Raw genomic sequence first — 13,554 nt, 5'->3', positions numbered from 1 at the left:
GTCGGCTTCAGTCCAGCCCCGGTATCGGCTGAACGGGTGGGGGGTGACGGTGGCGGCTCGTACACTCACCTGCGTGGATATGACCCTTCAGGACCCGCTTGTCGGGCAGCTGCTCGACGGCCGCTATCGCGTGGACGCGCGGATCGCGGTCGGCGGGATGGCCACGGTCTACCGGGCCCTGGACACCCGCCTCGACCGTGTGCTCGCCCTCAAGGTGATGCATCCGGCGCTGGCCGCCGACGGCTCGTTCGTCGAACGGTTCATCCGCGAGGCCAAGTCGGTGGCCCGGCTCGCGCACCCCAATGTGGTGCAGGTCTTCGACCAGGGGGCGCACGGGTCGTACGTCTATCTGGCCATGGAGTACGTCGCCGGGTGCACCCTGCGCGACGTGCTGCGCGAGCGCGGAGCCCTCCAGCCGCGGGCCGCGCTCGACATCCTGGAGCCGGTGCTCGCCGCGCTCGGCGCCGCCCACCGCGCCGGGTTCGTGCACCGCGACATGAAGCCGGAGAACGTCCTCATAGGGGATGACGGCCGGGTCAAGGTGGCGGACTTCGGGCTCGTACGGGCCGTGGACACCGTCACGAACACGACGGGTGCGGTCCTCGGCACCGTTTCGTATCTCGCCCCCGAGCAGATCGAGCACGGCACCGCCGACGCCCGCGTCGACGTGTACGCGTGCGGAATCGTCCTCTACGAGATGCTCACCGGCGACAAGCCGCACTCCGGGAACTCCCCCGCCCAGGTGTTCTACCAGCACCTCCACGCGGACGTACCGCCGCCGTCGGCCGCCGTACCGGGGCTGGCGTTCCAGCTCGACGAGCTGGTCACCTCCGCGACCGCGCGCAACCCCGAGGTCCGCCCGTACGACGCGGTGACGCTGCTCGGTCAGGTGCTGGCGGCGCGGGCGGGGCTCAGCGCCGAGCAGCTCGACGCCGTACCCCCGCAGGCCCACAGCACAGGTCACCACAACGCCGAGGACCGTACGAGCGTGATCCCGCGCTCGCTGTCCGTGCCGCGCCCGCTGCCGGTGAACGAGTACCAGGACGCCGCCGTACTCAACCCGACCAGCCGGTTCGAGCGGACCAGCCAGTTCGCGTCCGAGGGGGCCCCGCCTTCACGGCGTGCCCCTGGCCGCCCTCGGCGCGGAATGATCGCGGTCGTCACCGCGGTCCTTCTGGTGCTCGGCGTCGGCGCGGGCGTCTGGTACATCAACTCGGGCCAGTTCACCAAGGTCCCGGCGGTTCTGGCGGTATCCGAGGCGACGGCCAAGGACCGCCTGTCGGACGCCGGGCTCGACGCCGGGGACGTCAAGCACGCGTACAGCGACACCGTGGAGCGCGGCACCGTCATCAGCAGCAACCCTGCCGTGGGCGCCCGGATCCGTGACAACGACTCCGTGGACCTGACCATCTCAGACGGCCCGGAGACGGTGAATGTGCCCGACCTCCACGGTGCGGCGCTGGACACGGCGAAGAGCCGGCTGAAGGACAGCGGCCTGGCGGCGGGCACGGTCACCCGGGAGTTCAACGACGATGTTCCGAGCGGCTCCGTGATCAGCACCGACCCGGAAGCGGGTACCGAGCGCCGCGCGGGCTCCACCATCGCGATCACGGTCAGCAAGGGCAGCCCGGTGGAGGTGGCCGACGTCACCGGAGCGTCGGTCGAGGACGCCACCGCGGAGCTGGAGGAGGCGGGTCTGAAGGTGAAGATCGCCTCCGCGCAGGTCAATTCGGAGTTCGACAAGGGACTGGTCGCCAAGCAGTCCCCGGGCGAGGGCCGCGAGGCCGCCGAGGGCGACACCGTGACGCTGACGATCTCCAAGGGTCCCGAGCTGATCGAGGTCCCGGACGTCGTGGGCGACAGCGTGGACGACGCGAAGCAGGCGCTGGAGGACGCCGGGTTCCAGGTCGACGAGGACCGCGGACTGCTCAACCTCTTCGGGAACACGGTGAAGAGCCAGTCGGTGGACGGCGGCGATACGGCACCCAAGGGGTCGACGATCACCATCGGGATCGAGTGAGCCGCACCGCGCCGGCCCCGTGCACGAGGTCCGCCGACGGGGCGGGCGCACGCGCGTGACACCCTGACGGATGTGACCAGCAAGCAGCTCCGCAACCCCGTCGGCGGCCATGTCCCCGTGGCCGGCGGCCTCAGTTCCGTCGGCCTGAGCTACGCCCGCGAGCTCAAGGCCGAGACCGTTCAGGTCTTCGTCGCCAACCCGCGCGGCTGGGCGACGCCCCCTGGCAACCCCCGCCAGGACAAGGAGTTCCGCGCGGCCTGCGCCGCCGAGTCGATCCCCGCGTACGTCCATGCCCCGTATCTGATCAACTTCGGCTCACACACCGAGGCGACGGCTCTGAAATCCGTGGAATCGCTGCGGCACTCACTGCGCCGGGCCCGGGAGATCGGCGCGCTGGGTGTGGTCGTGCACACGGGGAGCGCCACCGGGGGCAGGGAGCGTTCGGTGGCCCTGGCGCAGGTGCGCGAGCACATGCTGCCGCTGCTCGACGAGCTGACCCACGACGACGACCCGTATCTGCTGCTCGAGTCGACGGCCGGCCAGGGCGCCTCGCTCTGCTCCCGCACCTGGGACTTCGGACCGTACTTCGAGGCCCTCGACGCCCACCCGAAGCTGGGCGTCTGCCTCGACACCTGCCACATCTACGCGGCGGGCCACGACCTGACCGGGCCGAGCGGGATGCACCAGACCCTCGACCTGCTGGTGGACACGGTCGGCGAGGGCCGCCTCAGGCTGATCCACGCCAACGACTCCAAGGATGTGGTCGGCGCCCACAAGGACCGCCACGAGAACATTGGCTCCGGCCATATCGGCGAGGACCCGTTCCGGGCGCTGATGACTCACCCCGCCACCGAGGGCGTACCTCTGATCATCGAGACGCCGGGCGGCCAGGAGGGGCACGCGGGGGACATCGAGCGCCTGAAGAAACTCCGCGAGTAAGGAATACCCCTGGGGGGTATCCAGTTCTTGCTGGACGACAGGCACCACCACCTGACTCCGGGGGCTCCCCATGCGGCACGACGCGCACGCTCACGAACCGCACGCCCACGCATCACACGGTCACGAGACGCACGGCCTCGACAGCGGCAAGGCCACCTGGTCCATGGCCGCCCAGGCGACCCTTCACTGCCTCACCGGCTGCGCCATCGGCGAAGTCCTCGGCATGGTGATCGGGACCGCGCTGGGCTGGGGCAACGTACCGACGCTGATCCTGGCGATCGCGCTCGCCTTCTTCTTCGGGTACCTGCTCACGCTGCGCGGCGTGCTGAAGGCGGGCATCGGCCTGAAGGCCGCGATCCGGGTCGCACTCGCCGCCGACACCCTCTCCATCGCCGTGATGGAGCTGATCGACAACGGCGTGATCGCCCTGTGGCCGGGCGCGATGGACGCGGAACTCGCGGACGCGGCGTTCTGGTGGGTCCTTGCCCTCGCACTCGCCGCCGCGTTCGTGATCACCACCCCGGTCAACAAGTGGATGATCGGCCGCGGCAAGGGCCACGCGGTGGTGCACCAGTACCACTGACGAGGCACCGACCAGCCGCCGACCGGCACAGAAGCAGGAGGAGCTGCGCGGGACTCAGAGCTCGGGGCCGTCCCCGGGCTCCTCCTGGTACGAGTAGCGCTGCTCGCGCCATGGGTCGCCGACGTTGTGGTAGCCGCGCTCCTCCCAGAAGCCGCGGCGGTCCGCCGTCATGTACTCCACGCCGCGGACCCACTTGGGGCCCTTCCAGGCGTAGAGCTGCGGCACGACGAGGCGGAGCGGGAAGCCGTGTTCCGCCGTCAGCAGTTCGCCATCCTTGTGGGTGGCGAAGATCGTGCGGTCGGAGGCGAAGTCGTCGAGACGGAGGTTCGAGCTGAACCCGTACTCGGCCCAGACCATGACATGAGTGACGGTGGGTGCCGGCGGGGCGATCTCCAGGATCGTTCGGGCCGCAATGCCGCCCCACTCGGCCCCGATCATGCTGAACTTCGTGACGCAGTGCAGATCGGCCATGACCGAGGCGTACGGCAGGGCCGTGAACTCCTCGTGGGTCCAGCAGTGCTTCTCGCTGTCGGCGGTCGCGCCGAAGACCCTGAACTCCCAGCGCTCGGGGCGGAACTTGGGTACAGGACCGTAGTGCGTGACCGGCCAGCCGCGCTGCAGTCGCTGCCCCGGCGGAAGCTCCGACTGCGCTGCTTCTCCAGATTCACGCTCCACCGGCTGACCCATGACTCCATCCTGACAGACCCCGGGCGGTGCACCTGACCAGCGCGACTCCGATTCCGGCAACTCCTACTAAGCGTGCACTTACTGGACGTTCAGAGATTGCCGATGCGAGGATGCGGCGCAACCTGCCCCCGTTCCCCGCCTGCCTGGAAGGAGCCTCTGCAATGCAGGGCGACCCCGAGGTCCTCGAGTTTCTGAACGAACAGCTCACCGGCGAGCTGACGGCGATCAACCAGTACTGGCTGCACTACCGCATCCAGGACAACAACGGTTGGACGAAACTCGCCAAGTACACGCGTTCTGAGTCCATCGATGAGATGAAGCACGCGGACAAGATCACCGAGCGCATCCTCATGCTCGACGGTCTGCCGAACTACCAGCGGCTGTTCCATGTCCGGGTGGGGCAGACCCTCACCGAGATGTTCCAGGCCGACCGGCAGGTGGAGGTCGAGGCGATCGACCGCCTCAAGCGCGGCATCGAGGTGATGCGCACGAAGGGCGACATCACCTCCGCGAACATCTTCGAGGACATCCTCGAGGACGAGGAGCACCACATCGACTACCTGGACACGCAGCTCGAACTGGTCGAGAAGCTCGGTGAGGCGCTCTACATCGCGCAGCAGATCGAGCAGCCGGACAGCTGACCGGCCCGCTAGGCCGCCTCGTCCAACGACGCGGGCACCGGGACCTGCGAGAGGACCGGCTGACCCTGCTCCACCAGTTCGCGGCGCGGGCACGCGCCCCGGCCCAGCAGGGCCTGAATGTGGCGGACGCACGAACCACAGTCCGTGCCCGCCTTGCTCGCCGACGCTATCTGGCGAGGGGTGCAGACCCCGTCCTCCGCGTGCTTCTTCACCTGCGCCTCGGTGACACCGAAGCAGTTGCAGACGTACACGCGGTCCACCTCCCGACGGGGGATTCCTAGGTCGCGCCATCCCGATAATCGGTGAGGCTAACCTAACCTTACCCGTCTCGCAGAGACCGCAAAAGTGCGGTGGGGCGCGGATCGTATGTGATCCGCGCCCCACTTCACGCTCCTGTAACAGCCGAAACAGCTGTGCGTCCGCTACTGGTCGCGGTACATCTCCGCGACGAGGAAGGCCAGATCAAGCGACTGGCTGCGGTTCAGACGGGGGTCGCAGGCCGTCTCGTACCGCTGGTGCAGATCGTCGACGAAGATCTCGTCGCCGCCGCCCACGCACTCGGTGACATCGTCACCGGTGAGCTCCACATGGATGCCGCCCGGGTGGGTGCCCAGCCCCTTGTGGACCTCGAAGAAGCCCTTCACCTCGTCCAGCACGTCGTCGAAGCGGCGGGTCTTGTGCCCGGAGGCCGCCTCGTAGGTGTTGCCGTGCATCGGGTCGGTGATCCAGGCGACGGTCGCGCCGGAGGCGGTGACCTTCTCGACCAGCTCGGGCAGCTTGTCGCGGACCTTGTCCGCGCCCATCCGCACGATGAAGGTGAGACGGCCCGGCTCGCGGTCCGGGTCGAGGCGCTCGATGTACTGCAGCGCGTCCTCGGCCGTCGTCGTCGGGCCCAGTTTGATGCCGATCGGGTTGCGGATCTTCGAGGCGAACTCGATGTGCGCGCCGTCCAGCTGGCGGGTGCGCTCACCGATCCACACCATGTGGCCCGACACGTCGTACAGGTGGCCCGTACGCGAGTCGACCCTGGTCAGCGCCGACTCGTAGTCCAGGAGCAGCGCCTCGTGGGAGGCGTAGAACTCGACGGTCTTGAACTCCTCCGGGTCGGCCCCGCAGGCGCGCATGAAGTTCAGCGCCTGGTCGATCTCGCGCGCCAGCTGCTCGTAGCGCTGACCCGACGGGGACGACTTCACGAAGTCCTGGTTCCAGGCGTGCACCTGGCGCAGGTCGGCGTAGCCGCCGGTGGTGAAGGCGCGTACCAGGTTGAGCGTGGAGGCGGAGGCGTTGTACATCCGCTTCAGGCGCTCGGGGTCCGGGACGCGGGACTTCTCGTCGAAGGCGAAGCCGTTGACCGAGTCGCCGCGGTACGTCGGCAGGGTCACGCCGTCGCGGGTCTCGGTGCCCTTGGAGCGCGGCTTGGAGTACTGCCCCGCGATGCGGCCGACCTTCACCACCGGCACGGAGGCCGCGTAGGTGAGGACGGCGCCCATCTGGAGCAGGGTCTTGAGCTTGGCCCGAATGTGGTCGGCGCTCACGGCGTCGAACGACTCGGCGCAGTCGCCGCCCTGAAGAAGGAACGCGTCGCCCTTCGCGACGGCCGCCAGACGGGCGCGCAGCTGGTCGCACTCGCCCGCGAAGACGAGCGGCGGATACGACTCGAGGTCCGCGATCACATCGCGCAGAGCCTCGGCATCGGGGTACTCGGGCTGCTGCGCCGCGGGCAGGTCTAGCCAGCTCGCCTTGGCGGCGATGGCTTGGGAATCAGCGTTCACGGTCACCTCGTAAACATTACGGGGTCGTGTCGAGCCTCCCTTCACCTGCTCACAAATTGAGACAGGACGAACTCGACGGGGCCGTGCGCCGGGCGGCCGTACAACCGGTTCGTACGACCGCCCGGAGCAGGCAAGAGGCGACTGGAGGCGGCTAGTCGACGTCGAGCCGGTTGCGGTCGATGCTGATCTGCACACCGCCGTGGGTCTCGGTCGTGTCGCCCGCGTACTGGTGGATCCGCTGGTGCTTGGGCCACAGGCTCGCGGGGATCGCGGAGTCCGTGGTCGTCGACTCGTAGTTCCAGCGGGCGAAGTGGATCACGTCGGGCGGGGTGATGTTCTGCGCGTTGGCCACCAGATCGGTGATCAGGGACGAGACGCTGCCGTAGGCGCCCGAGCGGTAGCCCAGCTGGTGCAGGCGCTCGGTGTAGGCGTCGATGTAGGCCAGTACCCGGGTGGTCACCGTGCCGCCGGGGGCGTAGTGCTCCAGGTCGTTGTAGATCACCGACCCCTTGCCGAGTCCCAGCGCGGCGGCCTGCTTGGCCGCGTCGTCGGCGGCCGCGGTGCCCTGCGGCACCGGGTCGGTGATCGACGAGCAGCCACCGCCGCAGCTGCCGCCGTCGGCGGAGGGCTGCCGGCCGACGTACAGCGGGAAGAACCGCCAGCCGTTGGCGTACTGCGTCCGCACCCAGGCGGCGGTCAGGTTCGGCTGGGCGCAGGCGCGGTTGAGGCCGCCGATGTAGATGCCGATGGCGCCGTAGTCGGACGCGTCGCGCCAGGCGTTCATCGCGGACTGGCTCGGCGCGGTGCAGGCGTCGAAGCCCTCGCCCCGGAAGGACGTGGCGTCCGCGGGGACGGGCGCCGCCGCGGCCTGCTCGGCCTGCGCGGTCGCGACGGGCAGCCCGGCGCTGCGCAGGATCCGCTGGATGCTTCCGCGGTCGTCGCCGTACGCGGCGGTCACGACGATGCGGTCGGCGGCGGCCTGATAGGTGCGGGCCGTGCGGTTCTCGGTGACGGCGCTCCCCGCGGCGGTGGCGGGCTGGATGAGGAGCGCTTCGGTACGTCCCCGCAGGCGCGCCGGGCAGTCCTGCCGGCCGCCGGGAGTGCCGAGGTACACGGCGTGGCGGTCGAAGCGGACACAGGCGTCCGGGTTCTTCTCCAGGTCCACGACCTCCCAGGAGGCGGGGACGGTGAACTCGTGGCCCCGGTAACTGACCTGGCTGATGTCGTCGGATTCGGCCGGGCGGGGGGCCGACTGGGCGGCGCCGGGCCAGCCGGCGGCAAGGACCGTGGCTGCGGCGAGGGCCGTGAGCGCGCGTGCGCCGCTCCGGCGGGACAGGGGTGAACGAACTGCGTGAATGACTCGCTCCTAGGTCGGGCTCCTCGATCGGGCTGTGAACCCATCAATGGCCGCCGACCGGGCAGCCCGAACCCCGTCCCCACACGGTTCACGCTGTTGCCCGGCCACCGGCGTCGGGTAGAGTGCAGCGCATGTTCGCGCACTCGATCCAGACCTGGTGGTGGACCGCTCATCCGGCGGCCCGCTGACTGCGCGTACTCAAAACTTCGCGAAGGCCGCCCGAGGGGCGGCCTTCGGTGTTTTCCGGAGCCGTTCCTCTCTGACCCGGGTCACCCAGACCTCTCCGAGAAGGAACAGGACCGATGAACCTGCTCGATCTGCTGGACGATCCCCGTCCGTTCGCCCTGCTGCGCCGCCGCACACCCGGCCATGACGAGAACACGGTCGAGGTCATGCTCGGCCCCGTCAGCACCTACGACCGCCTCGCCGACCTTCCCGACGAGGGCCTGGCGCTGATCCCCTACCGTCAGATCAGGGAGCGCGGCTTCGACGTCCGCGACGACGGCACGCCGCTCGCGGTGCTGACCGCCGAGGAGACGTACGAACTGCCGCTGGAGCGGGTCTTGGCGGAGCTGCCGTCGCACGACGTGCGGGTCGAGGGCGGCGGCTTCGACGTCGCCGACGAGGAGTACGCCGGGATCGTCGGGCGCGTCCTCCACGAGGAGATCGGGAGCGGCGAGGGCGCGAACTTCGTCATCCGGCGTACGTACGAGGGTGAGATCCCGGGGTTCGGGAAGGCCGACGCCCTGGCCCTCTTCCGGCGGCTGCTCGTCGGCGAGCGGGGCGCGTACTGGACGTACGTCGTGCACACCGGGGAGCGGACCCTCGTCGGGGCGAGCCCAGAGGTGCACGTACGGATGTCGGGCGGCACGGTCGTCATGAACCCGATCAGCGGGACGTACCGCTACCCGGCCGGGGGGCCGACGCCCGAGGATCTGCTCGGTTTCCTCGCCGACGGCAAGGAGATCGAGGAGCTCTCGATGGTCGTCGACGAGGAGCTCAAGATGATGTGCACGGTCGGTGACATGGGCGGGGTGGTGATAGGGCCGCGGCTCAAGGAGATGGCCCATCTCGCGCACACGGAGTACGAGTTGCGGGGCAAGTCGTCGTTGGACGTACGGGATGTACTGCGCGAGACCATGTTCGCCGCCACCGTGACCGGGTCACCGGTGCAGAACGCGTGCCGGGTCATCGAGCGGCACGAGGTCGGCGGGCGGGGCTACTACGCGGGCGCGCTGGCGCTCATCGGGCGGGATGCGGGCGGCGCCCAGACCCTCGACTCCCCCATCCTGATCCGGACCGCCGACATCGACGCGGCCGGGCGGCTGCGGGTGCCGGTCGGCGCCACCCTCGTACGGGGATCGGATCCCCGGAGCGAGGTCGCGGAGACCCACGCGAAGGCGGCGGGGGTGCTCGCGGCGCTGGGGGTCCTGGACGGCAGGCCGCGCGAGGAGGGCGTACGACCGGAACTGGCCGACGATCCGCGGGTGCGGGCGGCGCTCGACGGGCGCCGGGCCTCGCTCGCGCCGTTCTGGCTGCGGATGCAGGAGCGGACCGACGCCCTGGAAGGGCATGCGCTGGTCGTGGACGGCGAGGACACGTTCACGGCGATGCTCGCGCATGTGCTGCGGTCGTCGGGTCTTGACGTGACGGTGCGGCGGTACGACGAGCCGGGACTGCGGGATGCGGTCGTGCGGCACGACGGGCCGCTCGTGCTCGGCCCCGGCCCGGGCGATCCGTGCGACATCCACGACCCCAAGATGCGTTTCCTGCGTGAGCTGACCGCCGAGGTCCTGCGCAGCCACGGCCACGGCGTGCTCGGCGTCTGCCTCGGCCATGAGTTGATCGCGGCCGAGCTGGGGCTGGAGATCGTACGCAAGGAGGTGCTCTACCAGGGCGCGCAGACCGAGATCGACCTCTTCGGGCGGACGGAGACCGTCGGCTTCTACAACAGCTTCGTGGCGCGCTGCGACGACGAGGCGGCCGCTGAGCTGTCGGCCCATGGCGTCGAGGTCAGCCGCGGCGGGACCGGCGAGGTGCACGCGCTGCGCGGGCCCGGGTTCGCCGGCGTGCAGTTCCACCCGGAGTCGGTCCTGTCGCTGAACGGCGCGGCGGTGGTGCGGGAGCTGATCGGTCAGCTGCGCGGCACGAGGACGTTCTCGGAGCGGCGGCCGGCCTTGTAGTCGAGGACGTTCCGCACCGCGGCCTCGGTGATCTGGCCTACTCCGAAGGCCAGGATCCCCAGGGTTCCTGGTCCGAGGTGGTCACCGCCGAATACGCTGAGTATGGGGCGGTAACCACCTGGGAGCCGGGCGGCCTCGGGCAGTCGGGGCGTCAGCCGACGTCAACCCGCCGGAACCTCGCGCAGCCCGGGCACCCTCGGTCAGCCGAAGAAGACGCCTACCTCCTCGTACAGCTTCGGGTCCACCGTCTTCAGTTTGGCTGTGGCCTCCGCGATCGGGACGCGGACGATGTCCGTGCCGCGCAGGGCGACCATCTTGCCGAAGTCGCCGTCCCGGACGGCTTCGATGGCGTGCAGGCCGAAGCGGGTGGCGAGCCAGCGGTCGAAGGCGCTGGGGGTGCCGCCGCGCTGGACGTGCCCGAGGACCGTGGTCCTGGCCTCCTTGCCGGTGCGCCGCTCGATCTCCTTGGCCAGCCACTCGCCGACACCGGAGAGCCGGACATGCCCGAAGGAGTCGAGCGAACCGTCCTTGAGGACCACATCGCCGTCCTTGGGCATGGCGCCCTCGGAGACGACCACGATCGGGGCGTACGAGGCCTTGAAACGGGAGGTCACCCAGCCGCAGACCTGCTCCACGTCGAAGCGCTGCTCGGGGATGAGGATGACGTTCGCGCCGCCGGCGAGGCCCGAGTGGAGGGCGATCCAGCCCGCGTGCCGGCCCATCACCTCGCAGACGAGCACCCGCATGTGCGACTCGGCGGTGGTGTGCAGCCGGTCGATCGCCTCGGTGGCGATGTTGACGGCGGTGTCGAAGCCGAAGGTGTAGTCGGTGGCGGACAGGTCGTTGTCGATGGTCTTCGGTACGCCGACGACGGGGACGTCGAACTCGTCGGTGAGGCGCGCGGCGACGCCCAGCGTGTCCTCGCCGCCGATCGCGATGAGCGCCCCGACGTTCTGCTTGGCGAGGGTCTCCTTGATCCTGCGGATGCCGTTCTCGACCTTGAGCGGGTTGGTGCGCGAGGAGCCGATGATGGTGCCGCCGCGGGGCAGGATGCCACGCACGGCGGGGATGTCGAGCCGGACGGTGTCGCCTTCGAGCGGCCCTCGCCAGCCGTCCCGGAAACCGACGAAGTCATAGCCGTACTCCTGCACGCCCTTGCGGACGATGCCCCGGATGACGGCGTTGAGCCCGGGGCAGTCGCCGCCTCCGGTCAGTACTCCGACCCGCATGGAAGAGTCCCTTCGCCATGGATGGCTGATGGGACTCACGCTAATAGTGATCCAGGTCACTTCGGCATGGTGCGGAAGGTCAATTCCGGTGAATTGTGCGGGTGTTGATCACCCGTCGTCACCCGAAGGTGGACAACGGGTACATGTGCGCGAGCCCTAGACCTCGTCGAGGCCGCGCTCGATCGCGTAGCGGACCAGCTCGACCCGGTTGTGGAGCTGCAGCTTGCCCAGGGTGTTCTGCACGTGGTTCTGGACCGTGCGGTGGGAGATGACCAGGCGCTCGGCGATCTGCTTGTAGCTGAGGCCCTTGGCGACCAGGCGGAGCACCTCGGTCTCGCGGTCGGTGAGCTGCGGGGCCCTGGGCGCGTCGCCGCCCGTGGCGGGCCCGGGGTCGGAGGCGAGCCGACGGTACTCGCCGAGGACCAGGCCCGCGAGGCCCGGCGTGAACACCGGATCGCCGACGGCCGTACGGCGCACCGCGTCGATCAGCTCCTCCGTGGACGCCGACTTGAGCAGATAGCCCGTCGCGCCGGACTTGACCGCCTCCAGGACGTCGGCGTGCTCACCGCTGGCCGACAGGACGAGGACGCGCAGCGCCGGGTTGGCTCCCACCAACTCCTTGCAGACCTGGACTCCGGGCTTGGCCGGCAGGTTCAGGTCGAGCACGAGGACGTCGGGCGCGGCGGCCTGGGCACGGCGCACGGCCTGCTCACCGTCGCCCGCGGTGGCCACCACGTCGAAGCCGGACTCGGCGAGGTCACGGGCGACGGCGTCCCGCCACATGGGGTGGTCGTCCACCACCATGACCCTGATCGGCCCCTTGCCCTGCTCACTCATGCCCGCTCCGCCTTCCCCCGTGAAACCTTCGAAACTTTCGAAGCCCTCGAATCCTTCGACGCTTCAGGATCCTTCTCCGACCCCGTCGCTTTCGGTACCTTCAGCTCGACTTCCGTGCCCTGCCCCGGGACCGAGATCAGCTCGGCCGCGCCGCCGATCTCGCGCAGCCGGCCGCGGATCGACAGGGCGACGCCGAGCCGCCCCTCACCCTCGGCCTGGGCGAGCCGCCCCGCCGGGATGCCGGGGCCTTCGTCGCGGACGGTCACGATCACCGCGTCCGGCTCGTCCTCGACGAGGATCCAGGCGCGGGCGTCTTCGCCGACGTGCCTGCGGACATTGTCCAGGGCCGCACCGACAGCCGCGGTCAGCTCTTTGGCGGCGGCCGGGGCGAGCGGCACGGGCGCACCGGGTTCGGAGAGCGTCACGCGCGCGGTGGCGTACGGGACGAGGAGCGCGCGCAGGTCGACGGGGCCCGTGGGGTCCTCGTCGTCGTCCGGTTCGTCGACGGCGCGTACGACGGCACCGAGCGCCGTGTCCTCGGACACCCGGGAGACGGGCAGAAGGCCGCCCGAGACCAGCGTGCGCAGCGCCACCTCCTGCTCGCCTGCCATCCGGCCCAGCTCGGCGGCCTCGCCGCCGAGGGCGGAGGCGCGGCGCTGGACCATGGCGAGGACCTGGAGCACCCCGTCATGGATGTCGCGGGCCAGGCGCTCCCGTTCGCGGGTGGCGGCCTCGATCTCCAGGGCGCGGGCGAGGGTGAGCTCGGAGGCGCGGGCGACCTCGACGACGTATCCGATGGCGATGGAGGCGACCCAGACGAGAAGCACGTTGTGGACGGTGTCGCGGGTCGGGGCGCCGCGCTGGACGACGTTGGCGACCGCGACGAGTGTGGAGGCGAACGCCGCCCAGCGCCAGCCGCCCTTGATCGCGAACGCGAGGACGGAGCCCGCGGTCCATATCGACGGCAGGGTCGGGCCGCCGGCCTCTATCCGGGCCGCGTCGTCGGCGACCCGGGTGAGCAGGATGCCGGCGAGCGCGATGGTCAGGTCGGCGGCGAGGAAGCGCTTGGTGCAACTGGCCGCGTTGGCGACCCTGGGCAGCGTCGCGACGGTCCACACGGCCAGCAGGGCGTAGTACGCGATGGCCACCCAGGGCCGGGCGAACGTGTCGTAGGCGGTGACGAAGAGCCCGATCGCGTACACCATCGTCAGCAAGCGGTAGCCGCTGAGCGCGCGCCACAGCGGCTGCTCGACCGACATCCTCATGACTCGCTCGCGCTTGGTCATGTCCCCCACCCCAAACTCCA

At 70.0% G+C, this 13,554-nt stretch carries 13 protein-coding genes; 6 read left to right on the top strand and 7 right to left on the bottom strand.

Going from position 1 to position 13,554, the window contains the following annotated elements; genetic code table 11:
- The first annotated feature begins 73 nt into the window (after positions 1–73).
- The 3 genes from pknB (at position 74) to AB0N66_RS02560 (ending at position 3,542) form a co-directional block, all read left to right on the top strand.
- On the top strand, positions 74–2,020 hold the full coding sequence (gene pknB, locus AB0N66_RS02570; RefSeq protein ID WP_365427462.1) for a Stk1 family PASTA domain-containing Ser/Thr kinase: 1,947 nt from the start codon (positions 74–76) through the stop codon (positions 2,018–2,020).
- A 72-nt stretch (positions 2,021–2,092) separates the two neighbouring features.
- Positions 2,093–2,959 (top strand): deoxyribonuclease IV, encoded by an 867-nt coding sequence (locus tag AB0N66_RS02565; RefSeq protein ID WP_365427460.1) that lies wholly within the window; start codon positions 2,093–2,095, stop codon positions 2,957–2,959.
- A 163-nt stretch (positions 2,960–3,122) separates the two neighbouring features.
- Positions 3,123–3,542 (top strand): DUF4396 domain-containing protein, encoded by a 420-nt coding sequence (locus tag AB0N66_RS02560; protein WP_365428446.1) that lies wholly within the window; start codon positions 3,123–3,125, stop codon positions 3,540–3,542.
- Between the two features lie 54 nt (positions 3,543–3,596).
- Here the strand turns inward: AB0N66_RS02560 and AB0N66_RS02555 are convergent, their stop codons facing one another.
- A complete protein-coding gene (locus AB0N66_RS02555) occupies positions 3,597–4,229 on the bottom strand; it encodes a sulfite oxidase-like oxidoreductase (protein ID WP_365427457.1) in 633 nt (210 codons plus the stop codon).
- Between the two features lie 161 nt (positions 4,230–4,390).
- Between AB0N66_RS02555 and bfr the strand changes: the two genes are divergently transcribed.
- Positions 4,391–4,870, top strand: coding sequence for a bacterioferritin (bfr, locus tag AB0N66_RS02550; RefSeq protein WP_365427454.1), 480 nt, complete (start codon positions 4,391–4,393; stop codon positions 4,868–4,870).
- An 8-nt stretch (positions 4,871–4,878) separates the two neighbouring features.
- Here the strand turns inward: bfr and AB0N66_RS02545 are convergent, their stop codons facing one another.
- The 3 genes from AB0N66_RS02545 to AB0N66_RS02535 form a co-directional block, all read right to left on the bottom strand.
- On the bottom strand, positions 4,879–5,130 hold the full coding sequence (locus tag AB0N66_RS02545; protein ID WP_365427451.1) for a (2Fe-2S)-binding protein: 252 nt from the start codon (positions 5,128–5,130) through the stop codon (positions 4,879–4,881).
- A 162-nt stretch (positions 5,131–5,292) separates the two neighbouring features.
- Positions 5,293–6,648, bottom strand: coding sequence for a class II 3-deoxy-7-phosphoheptulonate synthase (locus AB0N66_RS02540; RefSeq protein ID WP_365427448.1), 1,356 nt, complete (start codon positions 6,646–6,648; stop codon positions 5,293–5,295).
- A gap of 145 nt (positions 6,649–6,793) precedes the next feature.
- Positions 6,794–7,807, bottom strand: coding sequence for a glycoside hydrolase domain-containing protein (locus tag AB0N66_RS02535; RefSeq protein ID WP_365427446.1), 1,014 nt, complete (start codon positions 7,805–7,807; stop codon positions 6,794–6,796).
- A 323-nt stretch (positions 7,808–8,130) separates the two neighbouring features.
- Between AB0N66_RS02535 and AB0N66_RS02530 the strand changes: the two genes are divergently transcribed.
- Positions 8,131–8,187 carry a trp operon leader peptide gene (locus AB0N66_RS02530; protein ID WP_078602827.1) on the top strand — a complete coding sequence of 19 codons (57 nt, stop codon included), beginning with the start codon at positions 8,131–8,133 and terminating at the stop codon, positions 8,185–8,187.
- Between the two features lie 114 nt (positions 8,188–8,301).
- Entirely contained in the window at positions 8,302–10,182 is a 1,881-nt protein-coding gene (locus AB0N66_RS02525) for an anthranilate synthase family protein (protein WP_365427442.1), read from the top strand.
- Between the two features lie 200 nt (positions 10,183–10,382).
- On the opposite strand, the gene AB0N66_RS02520 is transcribed toward AB0N66_RS02525, so the two are convergent.
- From AB0N66_RS02520 to AB0N66_RS02510, 3 genes are all read right to left on the bottom strand, one after another.
- A complete protein-coding gene (locus tag AB0N66_RS02520) occupies positions 10,383–11,411 on the bottom strand; it encodes a 6-phosphofructokinase (protein ID WP_365427439.1) in 1,029 nt (342 codons plus the stop codon).
- 156 nt (positions 11,412–11,567) lie between these two features.
- Positions 11,568–12,248 carry a response regulator transcription factor gene (locus AB0N66_RS02515; RefSeq protein ID WP_365427436.1) on the bottom strand — a complete coding sequence of 227 codons (681 nt, stop codon included), beginning with the start codon at positions 12,246–12,248 and terminating at the stop codon, positions 11,568–11,570.
- On the bottom strand, positions 12,245–13,534 hold the full coding sequence (locus tag AB0N66_RS02510; protein WP_365427433.1) for a DUF5931 domain-containing protein: 1,290 nt from the start codon (positions 13,532–13,534) through the stop codon (positions 12,245–12,247). The genes AB0N66_RS02515 and AB0N66_RS02510 overlap by 4 nt, the downstream gene beginning before the upstream one ends.
- Positions 13,535–13,554 lie beyond the last annotated feature (20 nt).

Origin of the sequence: Streptomyces sp. NPDC093544 (genome assembly GCF_040683495.1) — a bacterium.
Classification (GTDB): Bacteria; Actinomycetota; Actinomycetes; order Streptomycetales; family Streptomycetaceae; genus Streptomyces.
The sequence above is the reverse complement of the archived record's forward strand: the minus strand, read 5'-3'. Positions and strand labels throughout refer to the sequence as shown.

Bases quoted from the DNA above. Each gene is read 5' to 3' on its own strand.
- AB0N66_RS02525 (WP_365427442.1), top strand. From the start codon at position 8,302: ATGAACCTGCTCGATCTGCTGGACGATCCCCGTCCGTTCGCCCTGCTG.
- AB0N66_RS02560 (WP_365428446.1), top strand. From the start codon at position 3,123: ATGGCCGCCCAGGCGACCCTTCACTGCCTCACCGGCTGCGCCATCGGC.
- bfr (WP_365427454.1), top strand. From the start codon at position 4,391: ATGCAGGGCGACCCCGAGGTCCTCGAGTTTCTGAACGAACAGCTCACC.
- AB0N66_RS02515 (WP_365427436.1), bottom strand. From the start codon at position 12,248: ATGAGTGAGCAGGGCAAGGGGCCGATCAGGGTCATGGTGGTGGACGAC.
- AB0N66_RS02520 (WP_365427439.1), bottom strand. From the start codon at position 11,411: ATGCGGGTCGGAGTACTGACCGGAGGCGGCGACTGCCCCGGGCTCAAC.
- AB0N66_RS02555 (WP_365427457.1), bottom strand. From the start codon at position 4,229: ATGGGTCAGCCGGTGGAGCGTGAATCTGGAGAAGCAGCGCAGTCGGAG.
- AB0N66_RS02510 (WP_365427433.1), bottom strand. From the start codon at position 13,534: ATGACCAAGCGCGAGCGAGTCATGAGGATGTCGGTCGAGCAGCCGCTG.